General features: G+C 64.9%; 18 protein-coding genes and 2 pseudogenes. 13 read left to right on the top strand and 7 right to left on the bottom strand.

The genetic code is table 11. From position 1 onward, the window contains the following. Positions 1 to 64 precede the first annotated feature (64 nt). Complete coding sequence (locus ACSQ1W_RS01570; protein WP_436046044.1) at positions 65 to 1759, top strand: proline--tRNA ligase; 1695 nt, start codon at positions 65 to 67, stop codon at positions 1757 to 1759. Between the two features lie 139 nt (positions 1760 to 1898). Continuing rightward, positions 1899 to 2264 (top strand): annotated as a pseudogene (locus ACSQ1W_RS01565) (H-NS histone family protein); the annotation flags it as partial. 66 nt (positions 2265 to 2330) lie between these two features. Here ACSQ1W_RS01565 and ACSQ1W_RS01560 read toward each other — a convergent pair. Continuing rightward, positions 2331 to 3578: a threonine/serine ThrE exporter family protein gene (locus tag ACSQ1W_RS01560; RefSeq protein ID WP_192271365.1), complete on the bottom strand. Its 1248-nt coding sequence runs from the start codon at positions 3576 to 3578 to the stop codon at positions 2331 to 2333. 103 nt (positions 3579 to 3681) lie between these two features. Here ACSQ1W_RS01560 and ACSQ1W_RS01555 point away from each other — a divergent pair, with 103 nt between their 5' ends. The 5 genes from ACSQ1W_RS01555 to ACSQ1W_RS01535 are packed head-to-tail and all read left to right on the top strand — an operon-like array spanning position 3682 to position 8034. Beyond that, positions 3682 to 4554, top strand: coding sequence for a DMT family transporter (locus ACSQ1W_RS01555; RefSeq protein WP_192270461.1), 873 nt, complete (start codon positions 3682 to 3684; stop codon positions 4552 to 4554). After that, positions 4551 to 5666, top strand: a complete 1116-nt coding sequence (locus ACSQ1W_RS01550) for an ABC transporter permease (RefSeq protein WP_436041401.1) — start codon at positions 4551 to 4553, stop codon at positions 5664 to 5666. Before ACSQ1W_RS01555 ends, ACSQ1W_RS01550 begins: the two co-directional genes overlap by 4 nt. A gap of 2 nt (positions 5667 to 5668) precedes the next feature. Continuing rightward, the gene (locus ACSQ1W_RS01545) at positions 5669 to 6478 is read left to right on the top strand and encodes an ABC transporter ATP-binding protein (protein ID WP_192270466.1); all 810 of its coding nucleotides are present in this window, start codon (positions 5669 to 5671) and stop codon (positions 6476 to 6478) included. A 3-nt stretch (positions 6479 to 6481) separates the two neighbouring features. Further along, on the top strand, positions 6482 to 7408 hold the full coding sequence (locus ACSQ1W_RS01540) for an MlaD family protein (protein ID WP_436041400.1): 927 nt from the start codon (positions 6482 to 6484) through the stop codon (positions 7406 to 7408). Then, a complete protein-coding gene (locus tag ACSQ1W_RS01535; RefSeq protein ID WP_436041399.1) occupies positions 7405 to 8034 on the top strand; it encodes an ABC-type transport auxiliary lipoprotein family protein in 630 nt (209 codons plus the stop codon). The genes ACSQ1W_RS01540 and ACSQ1W_RS01535 overlap by 4 nt, the downstream gene beginning before the upstream one ends. A gap of 6 nt (positions 8035 to 8040) precedes the next feature. Here the strand turns inward: ACSQ1W_RS01535 and ACSQ1W_RS01530 are convergent, their stop codons facing one another. Continuing rightward, entirely contained in the window at positions 8041 to 8664 is a 624-nt protein-coding gene (locus ACSQ1W_RS01530; protein WP_436041398.1) for an alpha-ketoglutarate-dependent dioxygenase AlkB family protein, read from the bottom strand. Between the two features lie 65 nt (positions 8665 to 8729). Between ACSQ1W_RS01530 and ACSQ1W_RS01525 the strand changes: the two genes are divergently transcribed. Together ACSQ1W_RS01525 and ACSQ1W_RS01520 are read left to right on the top strand one after the other, a co-directional pair. Then, positions 8730 to 10358: an electron transfer flavoprotein-ubiquinone oxidoreductase gene (locus ACSQ1W_RS01525; protein WP_436041397.1), complete on the top strand. Its 1629-nt coding sequence runs from the start codon at positions 8730 to 8732 to the stop codon at positions 10356 to 10358. A gap of 7 nt (positions 10359 to 10365) precedes the next feature. Then, the gene (locus ACSQ1W_RS01520) at positions 10366 to 12429 is read left to right on the top strand and encodes a glycoside hydrolase family 99-like domain-containing protein (protein ID WP_436041396.1); all 2064 of its coding nucleotides are present in this window, start codon (positions 10366 to 10368) and stop codon (positions 12427 to 12429) included. Between the two features lie 100 nt (positions 12430 to 12529). Here the strand turns inward: ACSQ1W_RS01520 and ACSQ1W_RS01515 are convergent, their stop codons facing one another. The 4 genes from ACSQ1W_RS01515 to ACSQ1W_RS01500 all read right to left on the bottom strand — a co-directional run bounded on the left by ACSQ1W_RS01515 (position 12530) and on the right by ACSQ1W_RS01500 (position 16609). After that, positions 12530 to 13891 (bottom strand): phosphomannomutase, encoded by a 1362-nt coding sequence (locus ACSQ1W_RS01515; protein ID WP_436041395.1) that lies wholly within the window; start codon positions 13889 to 13891, stop codon positions 12530 to 12532. Between the two features lie 22 nt (positions 13892 to 13913). Further along, complete coding sequence (locus ACSQ1W_RS01510) at positions 13914 to 14855, bottom strand: electron transfer flavoprotein subunit alpha/FixB family protein (protein WP_436041394.1); 942 nt, start codon at positions 14853 to 14855, stop codon at positions 13914 to 13916. Next, on the bottom strand, positions 14855 to 15601 hold the full coding sequence (locus ACSQ1W_RS01505; protein ID WP_436041393.1) for an electron transfer flavoprotein subunit beta/FixA family protein: 747 nt from the start codon (positions 15599 to 15601) through the stop codon (positions 14855 to 14857). Before ACSQ1W_RS01505 ends, ACSQ1W_RS01510 begins: the two co-directional genes overlap by 1 nt. 75 nt (positions 15602 to 15676) lie before the next feature. Beyond that, positions 15677 to 16609, bottom strand: coding sequence for an ATP-grasp domain-containing protein (locus tag ACSQ1W_RS01500; protein ID WP_436041392.1), 933 nt, complete (start codon positions 16607 to 16609; stop codon positions 15677 to 15679). Positions 16610 to 16729: 120 nt separating this feature from the next. Here ACSQ1W_RS01500 and ACSQ1W_RS01495 point away from each other — a divergent pair, with 120 nt between their 5' ends. The 4 genes and pseudogenes from ACSQ1W_RS01495 to ACSQ1W_RS01480 all read left to right on the top strand — a co-directional run bounded on the left by ACSQ1W_RS01495 (position 16730) and on the right by ACSQ1W_RS01480 (position 21943). Continuing rightward, positions 16730 to 17461 (top strand): CoA transferase subunit A, encoded by a 732-nt coding sequence (locus tag ACSQ1W_RS01495; protein ID WP_436041391.1) that lies wholly within the window; start codon positions 16730 to 16732, stop codon positions 17459 to 17461. After that, complete coding sequence (locus ACSQ1W_RS01490) at positions 17461 to 18093, top strand: CoA transferase subunit B (RefSeq protein ID WP_436041390.1); 633 nt, start codon at positions 17461 to 17463, stop codon at positions 18091 to 18093. The genes ACSQ1W_RS01495 and ACSQ1W_RS01490 overlap by 1 nt, the downstream gene beginning before the upstream one ends. Positions 18094 to 18271: 178 nt before the next feature. Beyond that, complete coding sequence (locus ACSQ1W_RS01485) at positions 18272 to 20632, top strand: reprolysin-like metallopeptidase (RefSeq protein WP_436041389.1); 2361 nt, start codon at positions 18272 to 18274, stop codon at positions 20630 to 20632. 180 nt (positions 20633 to 20812) lie between these two features. Further along, a pseudogene (locus tag ACSQ1W_RS01480) lies at positions 20813 to 21943 on the top strand (IS3 family transposase). 109 nt (positions 21944 to 22052) lie between these two features. Here the strand turns inward: ACSQ1W_RS01480 and ACSQ1W_RS01475 are convergent. Then, a complete protein-coding gene (locus ACSQ1W_RS01475) occupies positions 22053 to 23330 on the bottom strand; it encodes an acyltransferase family protein (RefSeq protein ID WP_436041388.1) in 1278 nt (425 codons plus the stop codon). Position 23331: the final 1 nt, after the last annotated feature.

Genomic DNA, 23331 nt, shown 5'->3' with positions numbered 1-23331 from the left:
ACCGCCCCGCCCGCGGCCAAGGCTGGCAAAATAGTCGATTCGTCCCTCCCGGATCCCCATGCCGATGCGTCTGTCGCAGTTCCACCTCCGCACCACCAAGGAAACCCCGGCCGACGCCGAACTCGTCAGCCACCAGCTGATGCTGCGCGCCGGCATGATCCGCAAGCTGGCCGCCGGCCTGTACACCTGGTCGCCGCTGGGCCTGCGCGTGCTGCGCAAGGTGGAAACGGTGGTGCGCGAGGAGATGGACAACGCGGGCGCGATCGAAATGATCATGCCCACCATCCAGCCGCGCGAGCTCTGGGACGAAACCGGGCGCTGGGAGAAGTTCGGCGGCCAGCTGCTCAAGATCACCGACCGCAAGGAGCAGCAGTTCTGCTACAGCCCGACCGCGGAGGAAGCCGTCACCGACTTCGCGCGCCAGGAGCTGGCCAGCTACAAGCAGCTGCCGGTCAATTTCTACCAGATCCAGACCAAGTTCCGCGACGAGATCCGTCCGCGCTTCGGCGTGATGCGCGCGCGCGAATTCGTGATGAAGGATGCCTACTCCTTCCACATCACCGACGAGGACCTGGCACGCGAGTACCGCAACATGCATGCGGCGTACACGCGCATCTTCACCCGCCTGGGCCTGGACTTCCGTGCCGTGCAGGCCGACAGCGGCGCCATCGGTGGCGATGCTTCGCAGGAATTCCACGTGCTGGCCGAGTCCGGCGAGGACTCCATCGCGTTCTCCACCGGCTCGGACTACGCCGCCAACGTCGAGAAGGCGCAGGCCGGCGAGCCCGGTCCGCGTCCGGCGGCGTCGGAGACGGTGAACAAGGTCGCCACGCCCACGCAGAAGACGTGCGAAGACGTCGCCGCCCTGCTCGGCATCCCGCTGCAACGTACGGTGAAGTCGATCGCGGTGATGACCGACGGCGGCTTCGTGCTGGCGCTGGTGCGCGGCGACCATGCCGTCAATGAAATCAAGCTGGGCAAGATCGCCGGCATGGCCGAGTACCGCTTGGCGACGGAAGCGGAAATCCTCGCCCATCTCGGCAGCGAACCGGGCTTCCTCGGCCCGATCGGCGCGAAGCAGGCGATCCGCGTGATCGCCGACCGCGACGTCGCGGCGATGGCGGACTTCGTCGTCGGCGCCAACGAGGCCGGTTTCCACCTTGCCGGCGTCAATTGGGGCCGCGACCTGCCCGAGCCCGAGACCATTGCCGACATCCGCAACGTGGTGGAAGGCGACAGGGCGGCCGATGGCGGCGAGATCCGCCTGGTCCGCGGCATCGAGGTGGGCCACGTGTTCCAGCTCGGCCGCAAGTACAGCGAGGCGATGAAGTTCACCGTGCTGGACGACAGCGGCAAGGCCACCACGCCGGCGATGGGCTGCTATGGCATCGGCGTGTCGCGCATCGTCGCCGCCGCCATCGAACAGAACCACGATGCCAACGGCATCATCTGGCCCGTCCCGATGGCGCCGTGGACCGTGGCCGTCTGCGTGATCAACCCCAAGAACGACGGCGCCGTAAGCGCGGCCGCCGAGCAACTGCTGCAGGAACTGCAGTCCGCGGGCATCGAAGCGGTGCTCGATGACCGCGGCCTGCGTCCGGGCGCGATGTTCGCCGACATCGAACTCATCGGCATTCCGCATCGCGTCGTGGTATCCGAGCGCGGCCTGGCCGCCGGCACGTTCGAGTATCGCGCGCGACGTGCGGACGAGGCCGAGAACATCGGTCGCGACGAACTGCTGGCACGCCTGCGCGGCTGACGCGATCGTCGATCCGTGCGCAAATGCGTGGGCGCGGTCACGTGTCCACGCCTCCTGCTGGTTTGTGCCGCGATTAAGTCGTCATTATCATCGTGTCTCTGCCATGGACGGGCGTTTCCCTTCCTGACTGGAGATACTGATGTCGATCGACCTGCGTAACCTGTCCGCCAAACAGCTTGGCACCCTGATCGCCAAGGCCAAGGAACAGCAGACCAAGCTGGCCAAGCGCACCCCCATCGCCACGGTCCGCGGCAAGATCACCAAGTTCGCGAAGGCCGAGGGTTATACGCTGGAGGAACTGTTCGGCACGCCGGGGACGCGCACGACCGCCAAGACCGCCGCAAAGCCCGGCCCGCGCGCCGGCAAGAAACTCGGCAAGGTCGCGCCGAAGTACCGCAATCCGGCCAATCCGAAGGAAACCTGGACCGGCCGCGGCAAGCATCCGCGCTGGATGGCCGCCCTGGTCGCCAAGGGCAAGAAGGCGGAAGACTTCCTGATCAAGAAGAAGTAATCGCCGTCGGCATGAGCGAAGGAACGGGAGGCCTCGGCCTCCCGTTTCGTTTTGCGCGGCTCAGAGATTCTTGCGCGAGGAGATCAGCAGGTTGCCGAACAGCAGGCCGGCGACCAGCGCCATCACCACGTTGGTGACCGCGAGCAACGCGGATTGGCCTACACCCACGTCCTGCTGCTGCACCAGGGTCAGCAGCCCGCGCAGGCTGGTACTGCCGGGCACCAGCATCAGGATGCCGGGAACGCGGATCAGCGCACCCGGTCGGTTGGCCCAGCGCGCGAACGCATTGCCCGCTGCGGTCAGTGTCAGCGCCGACAGGAAGATACCCACGGGGCTGCCCCAGGCCTGCCCCGCGTAACGCGAAATGCTGTAGCCGGCGATCGCCGCGGCCATCACCCAGAAATAGTCGCGGCGATGCGCCTTGAACAGCACGGCGAACGCATAGGCCGCCACGATCATCGCGCTCCACTCCACCCATTCCGGCTGCGGCCGCGACGCACGCACGTCCGGGTACAGCCCCATCAGCTGCGCCAGCGTCACCGCGATCATGCTGCCCACCGTCAGCTTCAGCACCGTCGCCAGCGCGCCGGCGAAGCGCGCAACGCCGGATACCAGATGCTGGCTGGTCAGTTCGTTCACCGCGTTGGTCAGCGCCATGCCGGGCAGCAGCACGATCAGCGAGGCGATGATCACCGTGTTGAGGTTCAGCGGTGCGATGAAGTTCGCCACCAGGATCGCCACGAAACCGGCGACCAGCGCGGAGATCGCGTCGCTGGCCTCCTTCATCTTCGGCCGACGCGCGATCAGCTCGCCCAGCACGCCGATGATCACGCCGATCAGGCCCGCCGTCGCCATGTCCAGCCACGGCAGCCGCCACAGGCCGGCTACCGCGGCGGCGGCCAGGCCCGACGCGAAGATCTGCATCGCGCGCCAGCGCACGCTCGGTGTGCGGTCCAGCGCGCGCAAGGCCGTGTGTCCCTGGGCGATGCTCATCTGGCCGGCCGAGACGGCATCGGCGATGCGGTCGGCTTCGCTGAGCTTGTGCAGGTCGGTCTCGCCCGGCGCCAGCCGGATCACGCGCGTGCTGTCGCTCGCACCCAGCGGTCGCGCCGGATCGCTGAAACTGAGGATCAGCCCCGTCGGGTTCGACCACGGCTCGCAGTCCAGCCCCAGGCGCTGGGACAGGCCCACCACTGTGCCTTCCAGTCGCTGCGCGGTGGTGCCGTAGCTGTGCAGGCGGCCGGCGATCTCGCAGACGAAAGCGATGCGCTGGGCATAGGTGGCAGTGGTCAGCATGTCGTCGGCCATCGGCACAGTATCGCCCAAGGTGGCGCACGGTGGCTTCATGCCGGCCCGCTTACACTGTGCGCGGACGATGCGGGCAGGGGGCACGGTGGGGATCGGCGAAGCCATGGCACTGGGCAGCGCGGCCGCGTGGGCGGTCGGCGTGATCCTGGCGCGCCAGCTCGGCGCGTACCTGCCGCCACTGGCGCTCAACCTGTTGAAGAACGGGCTGGTGCTGGCCGTGCTCGCTCCAGCGGCACTGCTCGTCTACGCCGGCGAATGGCCGGTGCTGCCCGCGCGCGATGTCGCGATCGTGCTGGCCAGCGGCGTCATCGGTATCGCGCTGGCGGACACGCTGTACTTCCGCGCGCTCAACGAGCTCGGCGCGGGTCGCATGGGCATCATCGGCAATCTGTACAGCCCGCTGGTGCTGCTGCTGGGCTTCGTTTTCCTCGATGAGCGCCTGGGCGGGGCGCAGTGGGTGGGCTTCGCGCTGGTGGCGATGGGCGTGCTGCTGGTCAGCCGCCCGCCCGGCGAATGGCGCACGCATCCGCAACACACCGCACGCGGCGTGCTGCTCGGCCTGCTCGCGATCGCATTGATGGCCGTGGCCATCGTCATGGTCAAGCGCACGCTGGAAACGCAGCCGCTGCTGTGGGTGACGCTGCTGCGCCTGGTCGGCGCGGTCGCCGGCCTGTTGCTGCTGGCCACCCTGCCGGCCATGCGCAAGCGCATGCATTTCATCGCCCGGGATGTGCCCTGGCATCGGCTGGTGTTCGCCGCACTGGTCGGACAGGGCCTGTCCATGGTGCTGTGGCTGGGTGGCTACAAGTACACCAGCGCGTCGGTGGCGGCGATCCTCAACGAGTGCGCTTCGGTGTTCCTGGTGGTGCTGGCCGCGCTCTGGCTGCGCGAGCCGCTGGGTCGCCGTGCCTTTGTCGGCGTGCTGCTAACGTTCAGCGGGATAGCCTGTATGCTCCTTGGCCGAGCGACGCCATGACCCCCACCCCTGCCCGCCCGCAGTACGAAGCAGATCCTTCCGACCCTCAGCGGGTGCGGCTGGCGGGCGACTGGACGCTCGCCAGCGCGCTGACCGTGGCCGACCAGTTGAAGTCCTTGCCCGACGCCGTGAACCGGCTCGACGCGACCGCGATCAACCGTATCGATTCTGCCGGCGTGCTGCAGTTGCTGCGCTTCGCCAAGCGTCGCGGCATGGACCCGTCCGATATCGAACTCCGCCAGGACCACCAGGCCCTGGTCAGCACCATCGAAGACGTCGCCGACGACCGTCCGCCGCGCAAGCGCGACTATGGCGTGCTCGCCGCGCTGTCGCGCCTCGGCTATCGCGTGCACGAGAACGGGCAGGAGATCGTCGCGCTGCTGAGTTTCACCGGCGAGAACCTGGTGAAACTGGTGCGCATGGTGAAGGAACCGCGCCGCTTCCGCGCCACGGCCACCGTGGCGCACATGGAGGCCGTGGGCCTGGATGCCGTGCCGCTGGTGATCCTGCTGTCGTACATGGTGGGTGCGGTGATCGCCTTCCTCGGTTCCACCGTGCTGCGCGACTTCGGCGCGGAGATCTACGTGGTGGAACTGGTCAGCATCGCCTTCCTGCGCGAGTTCGCGGTGCTGATGACCGCCATCGTGCTGGCCGGCCGCACCGCCTCCGCGTTCACCGCGCAGATCGGCGCGATGAAGAGCCGCGAGGAGATCGATGCCATCCGCACGCTGGGCCTGGACCCGATCGACCTGCTGGTGATCCCGCGCCTGCTTGCGCTGCTGGTGATGCTGCCGCTGCTGACCTTCATCTCGATGATGGCCGGCCTGGCCGGTGGCGTCACCGTCGGCGCGTTCGACCTGGGCATTCCGCCGCAGATGTACATCGCGCGCATGCATGACACCATCGAGGTGACGCACTTCCTGGTGGGCATGTCGAAGGCGCCGATATTCGCGCTGGTGATCGGCCTGATCGGTTGCCTGGAGGGTCTGCAGGTGGAAGGCACGGCGCAGTCCGTTGGCGAGCGCACCACCTCCAGCGTGGTGCAGACGATCTCGCTGGTCATCATCCTCGACGCGCTGGCCGCGTTGTGGTTCATGCACATGGACTGGTGAGCATGGCCGACGACACTCCCATCATCCAGGTGCGCGGACTCGTCAACCGCTTCGGCGAACAGACGGTGCACGAAGATCTCGACCTGGACGTCCGCCGTGGCGAGATCATCGGCGTGGTCGGCGGCTCGGGCACCGGAAAATCGGTGCTGATGCGTTCGATCCTCGGCCTGCGCCAGCCGAACGAAGGTCAGATCACCGTGCTCGGCGAGGACGCGCGCTCGGAAGATCCCGCCGCGCGCCAGCACATCGAGCGCAACACCGGCGTGCTGTTCCAGGACGGCGCCCTGTTCTCATCGTTGACCGTCGGCGAGAACGTGCAGGTCCCCCTGAAGGAACACCATCCGGAACTGCCCGACAGCTGGCGCTACGAACTTGCCCTGCTGAAGGTCAAGCTGGCGGGCCTGCCTGCCGATGCGATCAACAAGCTGCCATCGCAACTGTCCGGCGGCATGCGCAAGCGCGCGGGCCTGGCACGGGCACTGGCGCTGGATCCGCCGCTGCTGTTCCTCGACGAGCCCACGGCCGGCCTCGATCCGATCGGCGCGGCCGCGTTCGACCGGCTGATCAAGACGCTGCAGGAAGCGCTCGGACTTACCGTGTTCCTGATCACCCACGACCTGGACACGCTCTACGCGATCTGCGACCGCGTCGCCGTGCTGGCCGACCAGCGGGTGATCACGGTGGCGCCGCTGCAGGAGGTGGAGCGTTTCGACCACCCGTGGGTACAGGAGTATTTCCACGGTCCCCGCGCGCGCGCCGCGCGCAACGACCCGCAGGCCTCCGGGCCCCTCTCTTCGCAAACGGCGGTCTGATCCATGGAAACACGCGCCAACTACGTCCTCATCGGGGCCTTCACCCTCATCATCGCCGCGGCGCTCCTGCTGTTCGGCCTGTGGGCGGCGAAGTACTCCTCCGAACGCACCTGGCAGGAGTACCAGGTGGTGTTCCGCGAAGCGGTCACCGGCCTGTCGGTCGGCAGCCCGGTGCAGTACAACGGCATCGCGGTGGGCTCCATCACCAAGCTGTCGCTGGCCCCGAACGATCCGCGCCAGGTGATCGCACGCATCCGCGTGGAGTCGTACACGCCGGTGAAGACCGATACCCGTGCGAAGCTGGCGATCACCAGCCTGACCGGCCCCACCATCATCCAGCTGAGCGGCGGCACGCCCCAAGCGCCCACGCTCACCAGCGTGGACAGGCGCGACGCCCCGGTGATCCAGACCGCACCTTCGGCGCTGCAGAACATCACCGACACCGCCAACCGCATCGTCGAGCGGCTGGACCAGGTGCTCAGCGACAAGAACGTCGCCAGCATCACCGCCACGCTCGAGAACCTGGAGTCGATGAGCACCTCGCTGGCCAGTCGTGAGGACGGGCTGGAATCGCTGATCACCAGCGCGCGCGACGCCGCGCAGAATCTGGACAAGACCCTCACCACCACGAACGGCACCATCGAGCGGCTCGACCAGAACCTGGTACGCGAACTGCCGGGCATCCTCGACAAGCTGGACAGGACACTGTCGAAGCTGGATTCCGCGGCCGGCAACGCCGATGCGATCCTCGGCGAGAACCGCGCCGCGATCAGCAGCTTCGCCAACGATGGCCTGGGCCAGTTGGGCCCCACGCTGACCGAACTGCGCGGCCTGGTGCGGGACCTGCGCCGGGTCAGCGACCGCCTCGAAGGCAATCCCGCGCGTTACCTGCTCGGCCGCGACGCACCCAAGGAGTTCGATCCGAAATGAAGCCGCTGCGCCTCTCCTTCGCCCTTCCCTTCGTCCTCATGCTGGCTGGCTGCTCGATCCTCGGCAGCGAACAGCGCGATCCGGTGACCATCTACGCGCCCGATGTGCGCGTGCCCGCGCGCACCGACTGGCCTGCCGTCGGCTGGACGCTGGTCATCGCCAAGCCCACCGCCGCGCGCGTGATCGACAGTCCGCGCATTTCGGTGCGCCCGACGCCAGGCGAATTGCAGGTCTACCGCGGTGTGTCGTGGGCGCAACCGGCCACCGACATCCTGCAGGATGCCGTGCAGCGCACGCTGGAAGACTCGGCGCGCATCCCCGCCGTCGCCAGTGCGGACGCCGGCATCCTGGGCGACTACAAGCTGGTCATGGACCTGCGCCGGTTCGAGGCCGACTACGCCGGCAATGCCTTGCCGTCCGCCGTGGTCGAAGTGAACGCCAAGCTGGTCAACAACCGCGACCAGCGCGTGGTCGCATCGCGGACGTTCCTGCAGCAGAAGCCCGCGACCGGCGTCGACGTGGCGCAGGTGGCGGCAGCATTCGAACAGGCGCTGGAAGCGGCCACCGGCGACATCGTCGGCTGGACGCTGCTGTCCGGCAACAGCGATCCGAAAGCGGTTCGCTGACGCACTTCAGCGCCGGCGCGACGGATCGATCCAGCGGAACGTCAGGTTGATCCGCGGCGCCACGGGTTTCGCCGTGCGCGGCAACGCGTGGCGGTAACACCGCTGTGTGTCGCCCGCCATCACCAGCAGGCTGCCATGCGGCAGTTCGAGCGCAGAGCGCAGCGCCGGGTCCTGCCGGTGCCTGAGCACGAAACGGCGCACGCCGCCCAGACTGATCGAGGCGATCACGGGCTGCGGACCGAGCTCCGGCTCATCGTCGCTGTGCCACCCCATCGCATCGCGACCATGGCGATAGAGGTTCGCCAGCACGCTGTTGAACGGCACTCCCAGTTCGTTCTGCAGGCGCTCGCGCAGGGACGACAAAGGATCATTCCACGGGTGCGGCAGGAAATCGGTGCCCGAGTAGCGGTACACCGCAGCCGCATCGCCGATCCACGCGCTCAATCTCGGCGAATCGACGTGTCGGCCGAACATCCGGATGCGATGCACGCTCCAGGGAAGCGCCTGCCCGAGATCCTCGAACAGTGCGTCCGCCTGCGCGAGCGGTAGCCAGGCGGGCCGATAGAGCAGCGTTGCACCGGGAAGCGCGGCATCAGCTCCATCCCCGGTGAACGGCAACGGTATGGTCATCCCGGTGATGCTCGCGGATTTGCCCCGCCCCGCGCAAACCCCGAAAATACCGGGAGCCTAACGCCATGCTGGAGCCGAGCCCGATGTCCGATGTCGAACGCGATGTGATGGAGTACGACGTCGTGACCGTCGGCGCGGGGCCGTCGGGCCTCGCGTTCGCGATCCGGCTCAAGCAGCTGAACCCAGAGATCTCGGTCTGCGTGATCGAGAAGGCGAGCACCATCGGTGCGCACATCCTGTCCGGCGCGGTGATCGAGCCGCAGCCGCTCGACGCGCTGCTGCCCGGCTGGCGCGACAATCCGCCGCCCATCTGCGTCCCGGCCAGGGACGATGAGTTCTGGTTCTTCAGCAGGGACGGCGGCCACAAGTTCCCGATTGTGCCGCCCGGCATGCGCAACCACGGCAACTTCATCGTGTCGCTCGGTGCGATGTGCGCCTGGCTGGCGCCGCAGGCCGAAGCGCTGGGTGTGGAGATCTATCCGGGTTTCGCCGCCTCCGAGACCCTGCACGACGACGACGGCACGGTCATCGGCGTGCGCATCGGCGACATGGGCATCGCGAAGGACGGCAGCCACAAGCCTGGTTACACGCAAGGCATTGACATCCGCGCCAAGGTCACCGTGCTCGCCGAGGGTGCGCGCGGCCACCTGACCAAGCGGCTGGTGAAGCGCTTCGCACTGGACAAGGACAGCGACCCGCAAGCGTATTCGATCGGTATCAAGGAACTGTGGCAGGTGCCGGAAGGCCGCGTAACACCCGGCAAGATCGTGCACACTCTCGGCTGGCCGGCCAGCAACGACATCTACGGCGGCAGCTTCCTGTACCACCTGGAGAACAACCAGATCGCGCTGGGCTACGTCAGCGGCCTGGATTACAAGGATCCGGAGTACAAACCGTGGGAAGCCTTCCAGCAATGGAAGAACCACCCGCTGATCAAGCCGGTCCTGGAAGGCGGCAACATCCTGTCCGCCGGCGCGCGCGCCATCGTCACCGGCGGCTGGCAGTCGCTGCCGAAGGTCGAAATGCCAGGCGCCCTGCTGATCGGCGATACCGCCGGTCTGCTCAACGTGCCGAAGATCAAGGGCACCCACCAGGCGATCCGCAGTGGCATGCTGGCCGCCGAGCACCTGGTGTCGTCGCAGCTCGCGCCCGAAGGTTTCGATGCGAAGCTTCGCGCCTCAGACGCGATGGCCGAACTGAAGTCCGTGCGCAACATCAAGCCCGGCTTCAAGAAGGGCCTGTGGTTCGGCATGGCCAATGCCGCCTGGGAAACCGTCACCGGCGGCCTCTCGCCGTGGACACTGAAAGTGAAGCCGGACTGGTCGTCGATCGACAAGGTCGGCGAGCAGGAAGCGCCCAAGCGCGATTACGTGGACCGCACGCTGGCCCCGCGCGACCGCCTGCAGGGCGTCTACTTCGCCGCCACCGAGCACGACGAAGACCAGCCCGTGCACCTGCGCGTGCACGACACCTCCGTCTGCGTCAGCCGCTGCGCCGACGAGTACGACAATCCCTGCACGCGCTTCTGCCCGGCCGGTGTCTACGAGATCGTCGACGACGGCGATGGCAAGCGCCTGCAGATCAATGCCGCCAACTGCGTGCACTGCAAGACCTGCGACATCAAGGACCCCTACCAGATCATCGACTGGGTGACGCCGGAAGGCGGTTCGGGGCCGAACTACCAGAACCTGTAGGAGTTCCGTGGCGAATCCCCTGTCCCGCCGCCTGCGCACCTCGCTGTTCTACGCGTTGCGGACCGCTTTCCGCCTGACGCCGATGCCGCAGGGCACGCGTGACCGGTTGCGCGAACGATTTCTGGATACGAAGGGACACTGGGTTCCGGAAGGGCCGAAAGGACAGGCGCCGACTGGCGACCTGCCCCGTCGTCCTTACGTGCGCTCTGACGAGCGCGCTATCGGCTACGTGCCCTACGAAAAGGGTGAACTCCCGGACCCGCTACCCGCCACGCTGGTCGCGTTCTACCTGCCGCAGTTCCACACGATTCCCGAGAACGACGCCTGGTGGGGCAAGGGCTTCACCGAGTGGCGAAACGTCACCCGCGCTCTCCCGCAGTTCGAGGGCCACGACCAGCCGAAACTGCCCGGCGAACTCGGCTTCTACGATCTGCGCAACGTCGAGGTCATGCACGAACAGGCACGACTCGCCCGCGAGTACGGCATCAGCGCGTTCTGCTTTTATTTCTACTGGTTCGGCGGCAAGACCCTGCTCGAAACCCCGTTGCGCAACTGGCTCAACGACAAGACGATCGACCTCAAGTTCTGCCTGTGCTGGGCCAACGAGAAGTGGACCCGCACCTGGGATGGCCGTGGTGGTGAGTTGCTCCTGGATCAAGCCCACAGCGACGACGATGATTTCGCATTCATCGCGCATGTTGCCGAGTACATGCGTGACCCCCGCTATCTGCGCATCGACGGCAAGCCGGTGCTGATGGTCTACAGGCCGGGACTTCTGCCCGACATGCGTGCCAGCGCATCGCGCTGGCGCGCGTGGTGCCTCCAGAACGGCGTCGGCGAAATCCACCTTGCTTACGCCCAGAGTTTCGATTCGGCAAAGCCTCGTGACTTCGGGTTGGATTCCGCCGTTGCATTTCCGCCCAATCAGAGCCAGCCCAGGGAGATCACGGCCGACGTCGGACTCATCAACCCCGCCTACGAGGGAAAAGTACTGGATTGGCGCGAGATGTGGGCATCGCATTTCGAACGTCAGCGTACCGCGGAGTATCCGCTGCACATTGCGGTCAATCCCTGCTGGGACAACGAGGCACGTCGACCGGGCGCCGGACGTACCTTCATCCATTCGGCACCCCGTCGTTATCGCGATGCCCTCATCCAGTCCATTCAACAGGCCAACGCGTGCGACATGGGCTTCGTTTTCGTGAATGCCTGGAACGAATGGGCCGAAGGCGCGGTACTGGAGCCCACGGCGCGGCATGGCTTCGCCTACCTGCAGGCAACCCGCGACGCCATCAAGGCCGCTGCCGCCCCGGATCGCGCGGTCAATGCAGAGAAATGGCGCGATGTCGTGCTGCATGTGTGGTACGTGGATGTGTTCGAGGACATGCTGGAACGCCTATCCGCTCAGGACAGTCACTGGAGGCTGACGGTGACGACCACGCGGGAACTGGCCGAAAGTGTCCGTTCGACGCTGGAAGCACGTGGCATGGAGCACCGCCTTCTCGTCGTGGAGAACCGGGGCAGGGACATCCTGCCGTTCCTGACCGCCGCCCATCACCTGCTCAGCGAGGGCGTCGAGGTGGTGTTGAAACTGCACACCAAGCGATCTCCTCATCGCCAGGATGGCGACATCTGGCGCAATGACCTGTTGAACGCACTCGTTGCCGATGGCAACGGCTCCCGGCTCGGCGCGACGTTCGATGCGCGGCCGGGACTCGGACTCGTCGCTCCAGTCGGCCACACCCAGCCGATGAGCTATTACTGGGGCGCGAACGAGGACAGGGTGCGGCGGCTCTTGCAGCGGATCGGAGTGGCGACTCCCGACCTCATGGAAGAGACATTCGTTTCAGGAAGCATGTTCTGGGTCCGGCTCGAGAGCCTGCGCCCCCTGCTCGATGCGGACCTGTCGCCAAGCGACTTCGAGGATGAACGCGGTCAGTTGGACGGCACCCTGGCCCATGCGATCGAACGCGTTTTCGGGCTGTGCGTCCGCGATAGCGGGTACACCACGGAAGAGTCGGCGCCTCCCTCGATGTCGTCCGCTCCCTATCGCTTTGCCGAACGAGGCTGAACCAGCGCACCGCCCTACCGGCACCGCATGCAGTGGCCGGCCTGGCGACACACGATCACGCGCCGCGGACGACCACTCAAAAACCTGACACCCCGCGCCCTCAGTCCGACAAACGCTGACCGCCGATCAAGGTCGTGAGCTCATCGGTGCGCCTGGCGAGAAGGTCCGCGTCCCCCCGGGCTTCCACATTCAATCGCATCAACGGTTCGGTATTGGAGCTTCTCAGATTGAACCGCCAGGTACCGAAATCGGCGCTGACGCCATCTGTGTGATCGATGGTCGAAGAAGAGGACGTGTAGTGCGCCAGGACCTCCTTCGTCACCGCGCCCGCATCGCTGACGCGGAAATTGATCTCACCGCTGCACGGGAAGCTACGTATCCGGTCTGCGACAAGCGCCGAGAGCGGCCTTCCACTGGAGGAGACGAGCGCGGCTACGAGCAGCCATGGAATCATCCCCGAATCGCAGTATGCGAAGTCGCGGAAATAGTGATGAGCGCTCATCTCTCCGCCGTAGATCGCATCCTCGGCGCGCATGCGCTCCTTGATGAAGGCGTGCCCCGTCTTGCTCATGACCGGTACGCCGCCGGCGGCCTGGACCATGTCCACGGTGTTCCAGGTCAGCCTGGGGTCGTGGATCACGCGTCCCGCAGGTTCGCGGGCGAGCAGGCACTGCGCCAGCAAGCCCACCAAGTAATAGCCCTCGATGAAGTCGCCCCGGTCGTCGAAAAAGAAGCAACGATCGAAGTCGCCATCCCACGCCAAGCCGAAGTCCGCACTGTGCTCGCGTACCGCATCGGCGGTCGCCGCGCGTTTTCCGGGAAGCAGCGGATTCGGGATTCCGTGAGGGAAGGTTCCGTCGGGCTCATGCTGTATCCGGATGAACTCGAACGGGAGGTGCGGCGCGAGAAGATCGACGATCATGCCGGCTCCGCCGTTCCCGGCGTTGACGACAATCTTCAGCGGCTTCAATCCATTCCGGTCGACATAGCCCAGCAGATGCTGGATGAAAGCCGATTTGTCCGGCGCATGGATGCAACTACCGCCCTGCACTTCCGCCAACTCTTCCCCGCTGGCCGCGAAATCACGGATTCCGAACAGACCGCTGTCGCCACTGATCGGGCGAGCACCCTCCCGCACCAGCTTCATGCCGTTGTAATCCATGGGGTTGTGGCTGGCGGTCACCATCACTCCGCCGGCGGCTCCGCGATGGAAGGTCTGGAAGTAGACCTCCTCGGTACCACACAGCCCGATGTCGATGACGTCACGGCCCGCATGCATGAAGCCTTCGGCCAATGCCGATTGCAGCTCGGGGCTGCTCAGGCGCACATCGCGTCCGAGCACCACCGGACCTGGTCCGACAAGCATCGACATGCCCATGCCGATTCTCCGTGCGAGCGCAGCGTTCAGCTCATCCGGCACTCGGCCGCGGATGTCGTAGGCTTTGAAACAGGCGAGTGCCATGCGAATCCTTTCCGGTATTCCTTCAGCCGATAGCCGCTTCGAGTTCCGGCAGCAAGGCGAACAAATCGCCTACCAGCCCGATATCCGCGATCTCGAAGATCGGTGCTTCGCCGTCCTTGTTGATGGCGACGATCGTGCCGGCGTCCTTGATGCCGGTCAGGTGCTGGATGGCGCCAGAGATGCCGACGGCGACGTACAGCTCGGGGGCGATGATCTTGCCGGTCTGGCCGACCTGCAGCTCGTTCGGCACGTAGCCGGCGTCTACCGCGGCACGCGAAGCACCGACGGCGGCGCCCAGCTTGTCGGCCAGGGCGTAGATGACCTTGAAGTTCTCGGCCGACCCAACGCCGCGGCCGCCGGAAACGACGCGCTTGGCGCTCTGCAGGTCGGGGCGATCGGACTTGCCGGCGGCCAGGCCCACGTAGCGGGTGTGCGTCGGCAGCGTCGCGTCCACGTTCGCGGCTTCGACGGTCGCGCTGCCGCCCTTGGCGGCTTCCTGCCAGGACGCAGTACGCACGGTGGCGACTACGGTCTGGTCGGCAGGGACGTCGACCGTGATGATCGCGTTGCCGGCGTAGATCGGGCGCTTGAAGGTATGCGGGCCGTCCACGGCCATCAGGTCGGAGACCTGGTTGACGCCGAGCAGGGCGGCGACGCACGGCAGCAGGTCCTTGCCGAAGGTGGTCGACGGGGCGAACACGTGCGTGTAGCCGGCGGCCAGCGCCGCGATCTGCGGCGCCAGCACTTGCGCGATGGCATTCGCGTTGGCCGCATTCGCAACGGCCAGCACCTTCGTGACGCCTGCGATCTGTGCGGCGTCAGCAGCGACGGTCGCCGGATCGGCGGCCAGCACGACCACATCGATGGCTTCCGCGCCGACAGCAGCGGCGGCACTGACGGTCTTGGCGGTGGAGGCGTTGAGCTTGCCGTCCAGGTGTTCAGCGATGACGAGAACCTTGGCCATTACAGCAACCCCTTCTGCTTGAGTGCGGCGACCAGTTCGGCCGCGTCCTTCACCATGACGCCCTTGCTGCGCTTGGCAGGCGGGGCATAGTGGGTGGTCTTGTGGGTGTCGGCGGCATCGACGCCCAGGTCGGCCAGCTGCAGCGTTTCCAGCGGCTTGCTCTTGGCCTTCATGATGTCCGGCAGCTTGATGAAGCGCGGCTCGTTGAGGCGCAGGTCGGTGGTGACCACGGCCGGCAGGTCGACTTCCAGCGTTTCCAGACCGGCGTCGACTTCGCGCGTCACCGTGGCCTTGCCGTCGGCCACCTCGAGCTTGCTGGCGAAGGTGGCCTGCGGGCGGCCCCACAGCGTGGCCAGCATCTGGCCGGTCTGGTTGGCGTCGTCGTCGATGGCCTGCTTGCCGAGAATCACCAGGTCGGGCGATTCCTTTTCGACCAGTTTGAGCAGGGTGCGGGCGGCGGTCAGCGGCTGGATGGCCTGGTCGGTGACCACATGGACGGCGCGATTGGCGCCCATGGCCAATCCGTTGCGCAGGTGGGCCTGGGCATCGGCCGGTGCGATGGTGGCGACCACGACCTCGGTGGCGATGCCCTTGTCGCGCAGGCGCAGGGCTTCTTCCAATGCGATTTCGTCGAAGGGATTGGGCGACAGCTTGACGCCGTCGGTGACCACGCCGGACCCGTCCGGCTTGACCTGGATGCGGACGTTGTAGTCCACCACGCGCTTGTAGGCGACGAGAATCTTCATCCTGCGGGAATTCCTGTAGGAGCGGTGAGGCCCGGTCGCGGCGGCAGACCGAGGGCAGAACGCCGATTTTAGCCCTCAGGCCGGGTCCATGCGAGCCCGTACGGTACCGTCTGCCAGGCGTGCCGCCAGCAGGCCGGCAAACCGCGTGGCGCTGCCGGGCGCCTGGGCGAAGAACAGGGAGGGCTCGGTGAGTTCGAGTTCCAGCAGGCGAGGCTCGCCTTCCGCCCCCGCCAGCAGGTCGATGCGGGCGTACGCCAACGGAGCTTCCAGCTGCCTCAAGCGCGCGGTGGCGGCCAGCACCCGCTCCGCCAGCGCCTGTTCGGCGGAGGTGGCACTGCCGGTCGCGATGCCACCTGACGCCATCGGCGCCTGCCGCGCACCTTCGCCCGGCGCGAGTTGGGCGGACTTGCGGATGGCATGGCTGAACTGTCCATCGAAGTAAAGCAGTGCGGTCTCGCCATATCGATCGACCGAGGCGAGATAGGGTTGCAGCATCACGCTGCGTTCCCGGTCGAGCAGCCGGGCGACATGGTTGCCGGCGGCGAACTGCTGGTCGCGACCGTACCTCTGGGTGTCGCGAGCGCCGGCACTGACTGTCGGCTTGACCACGAACTCGGCCGTGTCGAAAGCGGCCAGGAACGCGGCCAGCGCTTCCATCGGCTCGGCATCCGGCTCCACGAAATGCGTGGGTACCACCGGGATGCCGACGGTGGCGAGATCCGCCAGGTAGTGCTTGTCGGTATTCCAGCGCACCACGTTGAGGGGGTTCAGCAGTTCGGTCACCCGGTCGACCTGGGTGCACCAGGCCAGGAACTCCGGCAGTCGTTCCGTGTAGTCCCAGGGCGAACGCAGCAGCGCCGCATCGAACCGTCCCCAGCTGACCGTCGGGTCGTCCCAGGCCACGGCACGGGCATGCAGGCCGGCCTCGGCACAGGTGTCGAGCAGCGGCGCGAGATCGTCATCGTGGCCGGAAGCGGCCACGGCCGTGACGAGGGCAAGGGTCTTCATGCCGGCAAGTGTACGTGGGCGCGCACGCCCCGCACGCGATTCCCATTGCCCGAAAGTACCTGTGTCCGTCCGAGAGCGCTGGTTAGAATGCTGCCTTTCCTCATCAGGATGGATCGCGCCATGGCGGGTAACCCCGGCTCCGGAGGCAAGCAGAAGCTCTATCCCAGCGCGGCGGATGCGCTGAAGGGCGTCGTGGCGGATGGCCAGACGCTGGCGGTCGGCGGTTTCGGCCTGTGCGGCATCCCGGAAGCGTTGATCGGCGCCTTGCGCGACGGCGGCGCCAAGGGCCTGACCGCCATTTCCAACAATGCCGGCGTGGATGGCTTCGGCTTGGGTCTGCTGCTGGAGACCCGGCAGATCAAGAAGATGATTTCGTCCTATGTGGGCGAGAACAAGGAGTTCGAACGGCAATTCCTGTCCGGCGAGCTGGAACTGGAGTTCAATCCGCAGGGCACGCTGGCCGAACGCCTGCGCGCTGGCGGTGCCGGGATCCCGGCCTTCTTCACCCGTACGGGCTACGGCACCGTCGTCGCCGATGGCAAGGAGACCCGCCAGTTCGGCGAGCACTGGTACGTCATGGAAACCGCCCTCAGCGCCGATGTGTCGCTGGTGAAGGCTTGGAAGGCCGACAGGGCCGGCAACCTGGTCTTCCGCAAGACGGCGCGCAACTTCAACCCGGCCTGCGCCATGGCCGGCAAGGTCTGCATCGCGGAAGTCGAGGAGGTCGTGGAAGTCGGCGAGATCGATCCCGACCATGTGCACCTGCCCGGCATCTATGTGGACCGCATCGTCCACAACCCGACCCCCGAGAAGCGCATCGAGCAGCGCACCGTCCGCCAAGGAGACAAGTGATGCCCTGGACCCGCGATGAGATGGCGCAACGCGCCGCCCGCGAACTGACCGATGGCGCCTACGTCAACCTGGGCATCGGCCTGCCGACCCTGGTGGCCAACCACATTCCCGCCGGCGTCGACGTTTGGCTGCAGTCGGAGAACGGCCTGCTCGGCATCGGCCCGTTCCCGACCGAAGACGAGGTCGACGCCGACCTGATCAATGCCGGCAAGCAGACCGTCACCGCCCGCGCAGGCGCCAGCTACTTCGGCAGCCACGACTCCTTCGCCATGATCCGCGGCGGGCATATCGACCTGGCCGTACTGGGTGCCATGCAGGTGACCGACCAGGGCGACCTGGCGAACTGGATGGTGCCCGGCAAGATGGTCAAGGGCATGGGCGGCGCCATGGACCTGGTGGCGGGCGTCAAGCGCATCGTCGTGCTGATGGAGCACGTGGCGAAGGACGGCAGCCACAAGATCCTGCCCCAATGCGATCTGCCGCTGACCGGTGTGGGCGTCGTTGACAGGATCATCACGGACCTGGCCATCTTCGATGTCACTTCGGCGGGGCTCGTACTCGTGGAAATGGCCGATGGCGTGACCGAAGCGGAGCTGGCAACCAAGACGGGCGTCCCGTTCAAGGCCGCCTGAGCACTGCAGGTCGTGACGCAAGTCCGCTTGCCGTGCGCCGTGCCGCACGCCTGACTTTCAGCTGTACGTTTCCCGGCCGATAAGGCGGAGAGGGGAACCTGTTGGCTATTTGTAGTCCAGCGGCTGGGCTATAGTGTCGGTTCAGGGGCTCTATCCGTTTTTTCTCAGAGGCGTACGTATGAAACTCCGGGTTGGCGCTTGCGCCTTGATGTTGGTTTTGGCCGGGTGCAGCGGGGAAGGTTCCGAATCCGGCGTGGCAGGAATGCGCGGCGTTGCCGCCAGCAAGCCGGTCGGCAGCCTGTCGACGCTCCCGCTGGCCCGCGCCATCGGCGCGTCCATCGCGAATGCACCTGATCGCGGTGCGCTGCTGGCGTATCCCAACAAGGCGGTACCTACCAAGCAGGAGGGTGCCTACACCTGGTTCCCGACCGCCATCAGCGAGGCCCATGCTTTCAAGGGCATCGCCACCGGTGAAATGACCGTGCCATCGCCGGACGGCAGCCAAGTCAAGTTGCGTTACGAGCGCCACGTCGAGGAGATCGACGGCAACTGGACGTGGATCGGCCGTGTGGTTGGCGGCGATCAGATGCAGGAGGCCATCATCACGTTCGGCGAGAAAGCCGTGTTCGGCTCGATTCCCCAAGCCAACGGCAAGCCGGCCCTGAGCCTGCAGACCCGCAACGGCACCGTGTTCGCCGTCCAGACCGACCCCTCCAAAGTGGTGTCGGCGACGAAGGGCCACGAAGACGTGATGATTCCCGAGGCCGCCACCCTGCGCTCGTCCATGGCGGCCGCTGTCAGCCAGTCCGCTCAGGTGAGCCAGGGTGCGACGGCCGTCGCACAGGCCGCGCCGCCGAGCGCAGCCAATACGATCGATGTCGCGGTCGGCTACACGCCCGAGTTCGCCACCGCCAATGGCGGCGCTTCCGGTGCCGCGACGCGACTGGTCTTTCTGGTGCAGGTGGGCAACCAGGCCTTCGCAAACAGTGACATCAACGGCTACCTGCGCATCGTGAATGCCCTGCAGGTCAGTTACACCAATACCAATACCAATCAGACGGCCCTCCAGGAGCTGACCGGTAGTACGGGCAGCTCCCCCGTCACCGTTCCCGCAAGCCTGGCGCCTCTCCGCGCGGCGCGTGACCAGTACGGTGCCGATATCGCCGTGCTGGTGCGCAAGTTCAACACGCCGGAGAACGAAGGTTGCGGCATCGCATGGCTGAACGGTGCGAACCAGACTGCCATCACCGCCGCGGACGCGGCATGGGGTTACGCGGTGATCAGCGATGGTTTCGACACCGGTACCGACGGCAAGACCTACTACTGCGCCGACGAAACGCTGGTGCACGAAGCCGCGCACCTGATGGGCTCGGCGCACGACCGCGCCAACTCGACGACGACGGGCGGCGCACTGCAGTATGGTCGCTACGCCTACTCCTTCGGTTACAAGACGGCGGCGGCGGCCGGCAATTTCTACACCGTGATGGCGTACGGCGACACGGGTCAGATCGCGCACCGCATCTTCTCGACGCCGCTGAAGAGCACCTGCGGCGCCTCGTCGAATCTGCCGTGCGGCGTCGCCAACAGCGAGGACAATGCGCGCAGCCTGAACCAGACGATCCCGGTGGTTGCAACGTTCCGGGCCACGGTGGTTGGCTTCGACAAGGTACGAGCTGACCGCAACGGCGATGGCCGCAGCGACATTCACTGGTTTAATCAATCCTCCGGCACATTAAATGCGTGGCTGATGAACGGCAACATGGTGACCGGGTCCACCATAGATTCCGCTTCTTCCACCTGCACGCCGCGCGCATTTGGAGATTTCAATGCTGATTCGCTCTCCGATGTTGTCCTAACGTGCTCAGGAGATTCACGCGTACACGTATGGTTGAGCACGCCTTCTGGATACAGCCGGCAAGTTGCGGGAGCCTTTGTCGCCGGATGGGAGATCGTAGGTACTGCAGATATTAATGGCGACGGTTACGACGACATCATCTGGAGGCAAAGCTCCGGCGGCGTCACGAATGTAAACGTTTGGCACATGCGCGACTCCACCGTGCTTTCGAGCTTCAACAGAGCCGTTCAAGGTTCTTGTAGCGTGAGCGGAATGGGCGATATCAATGGCGACGCGAAAGACGATGTTGCCCTAAGCTGCACAGACAGCAGCGTCTATGTTTTGTTTGGCGTGACAAACGGTTTCGCGCAGTACAAGGTAGGCACCGCCAATGCGGGCTGGAATCTGGTAGGAACTATCGATGCAAACAATGATGGAAAGTATGATCTTGTTTGGCATCAGCCTTCGACTGGCCTAATTAATACTTGGGTAATGAATGGCACGTTGGTCACGAGTAGCTTCCTGCACCTGATCCCCGTCGATTGCACCCCAAAATCCTTTGGTGACTACAATGGGGATGGTTTCGGCGACATTGGCCTGATGTGTTCTTCGAATCAGAGTGCACAGATCCTGTTTAGTACGGGTGGCAACTACAACCGCTTTACGGCGGGGGGGTACGCGAGCGGCTGGACTATGGTTCGCTAACTCCGCCCGTCTTACTCGCCACAAAAGCCCCAGCCTGATGCTGGGGCTTTTTTTTGGATCGAGCTACCAGGATGATCCCGCGCCCATCAGCCGCCATCAGAAGTGGGGTTTTCTCGCTGGAACAGCCCGCCCTTAGTAAACATTTGGGCGCCACAGTTCATGACAACGACTTAGGTGTTGCTGGGCAACAATAAGCAGTACAGGGGTGAGAACCTAACCGAAGCGGTAAAGCAGGTGATCGAACGCGGCTTCACGGTGGTGAATGCGTTCGGTCGAATCAGCCCCCCAAGCACACGTCGTACGGTTGGCCAGGAGGCACCCTCCCCGACGCGACGGCTGTGCCGAGTGACTCGGTCGAGATCCGCCGGCTCAAAGCAGAGCTGCGGCGACCGACCGAGGATCGCGACACCCTAAGAAAGCCGCCACGCACCTTGCCGAGAGGTCCGGGCAAAGCACGCGTTCATGCGCGAATACGCACGTCAGTTCCGGCCGGTGGCAATGTATCGGCTGCTGGGCGTGCACACGTAGCGGCCACTGCGTGCGGTGGCGCGATGGCGCCAGCACCTGCAAGCGCGAGGACCAACGTTGCCGGCACTGAGCAAGCACCACTGGCTGGCCAACGGTACGATGCACGGTTATCACAAGCTCAGTTTAGACTTGCGCGAGGCCGGCGAGCATCGTAGCAGACACTGCGTCTTGCGGCGGATGAAAGCCGAAGGCCTGTGAGCCCAGGTCGGCTACTGCCGCAAGCCACGTCACCCCGAGACCCTGGGGGCACGATAGCCAACGCGCTCAACCGGGGCACCGCGCCAGAGGCGCCAGAAGGACTAGGTCACGGACATCACTAGGTTCGGATCTATGAGGGCCGGCTGTTTCTGACGGCGCCGATAGATCTGTACTGGCGCCAGATCGCCGGCTTGGTCACCGCGCCGAAAATGACCAACGATCTGGTGCTGCAGGCGTTGGCGGCAGCCGCCCGGCGGCGTAAGCCCGGTCCTGGCGTAATGGCGGATTCCCACCAAGGCTGCCGATTCACCAGCAGCGACTCTGGCCGCCGCCCCGGAGAGCGCATCGTATGGTGCAGAGCGTGAGTCGTCGAGGAAACTGTCACGACAACACAGTGGCCGAGAGTTTCTTCAGCGTATTGAAGGAGGAGCGGATCAAGCGGCGGATCTACTCGACACGAGCCACAGCACCATCGGACATGTCGACTACATCGAAATGCCCTACAACCTCATGCGGCCGCATAGCTCCGCTGGCGGACTACCACCGGTAGAGTTTGAAAGGCACCATGGGCAAAGCGATGACTGAGTATCTACTGAACTCTGGCCGACTCCCAACCTTCTTCGAAGCCATCGCATTGACATCCTGCTGATCGTGCGGATGCTAGATCTTGCCCGCAGGATGCAGGCAGGTCCAACTAGGACACTTCATCCTTAACCGCATCCCTGATGGAACTGGCACGGTTGGCTAGCAGCATGGATGGCCGTTCTATCGCGTAAAACAAACCAAGGGAACACATGAAGATCACCCCTCCTCCGAAGAAGAGCATCTTCAGGAACTTCCAGTACGGCCTCGGATCGGCCGCCAACCACGCGTGCTCCCTTATCGTATACAGCAACGGCATATGGATTAGATAGATCGAGTAACCCAGCACTCCCGCCATACAAAGCAGAGGAAGCGCGGACAGCCGTTCTTTAAGCCTCGCTGAGGCCAGGGATGCGCCCAATAGAATCAATCCGTATCCGAACGCAAAAGGTATGGATTCGAGGTAGTAGTAGGCACGAGCGTCGCGCGACGTGTTCAATATGTACTGTAGCGGGTTTGCGAACCCGTTTCGCAGCGAGATATCTCCAAGGAACTTCATCGTCGCAACAACGATGGCAACTCCTACCGCGAAGTACACCAACCCGAAACGCTCCGAGGACATGGCGCACCCTTTGTAATGCTGAAGAATGACGCTGATGGAGCAGCCGACGGCAAAATGAGGAAGATAACTAAGGATTTGATGGCTGAGATTGAACCTGATGACCTCGTGATTGAAAGGAAGGCCAAAGTCGTGCTCGCCGATAAATCCAACCAGGCCGGCCATGCTGTTTCTGGCCAAATAAAGCCAAGAAAAACTTATCGCGACAGCGATTACTAGCCCCTGCCACCAGCGCCCCTTATAGAACGCTGGTATCACGAAGGGCAGTGCCATGTAGAACATCATTTCAATCGTCAAGGTCCAGAACGGCGAGGCCACACCGTAGGTGCCAAAGGACCAAATGAATGCGGTCTGCATGAAAGTGGCGTGCGCCACAAAGTTTGCCGCACCCCACTCGCTCCAAACGCGCGCATTGTCTATGTAGTTCGGGGTGTATAGCAGTACGACGAGAAAGAGCACGACCCAGTATGGTGGGCCGATGCGAAGGATTCGTGCACGCATGTAGTGGGTAACGCTGGGTGCAGGCCGACCAATCGCGTCGTTCTTGAGAAAGCGCGCAGAAAGCAACATGCCGCTAAGCACGAAGAACAGATCTACACCGGAGGACATCATCACCATGTACGGCGTCAAATCAGCAACGCCAAGCGACAGTGGCGGAGAGCCCGAAAGTCCCCACGCATGCCTGATGAGAATGAAAAGCACCGCGACGCCCCGGATCGCGTCGAGATATGGAACGTTCTTGTCTTGGAAAGGTAAGAGTTTCTGCGCCAAC

Source organism: Pseudoxanthomonas sp. LjRoot143 (assembly GCF_964252945.1).
Taxonomy (GTDB): Bacteria; Pseudomonadota; Gammaproteobacteria; order Xanthomonadales; family Xanthomonadaceae; genus Pseudoxanthomonas_A.
Note: the sequence above shows the minus strand (reverse complement) of the source record. Positions and strands in the feature narration are given on the sequence as shown.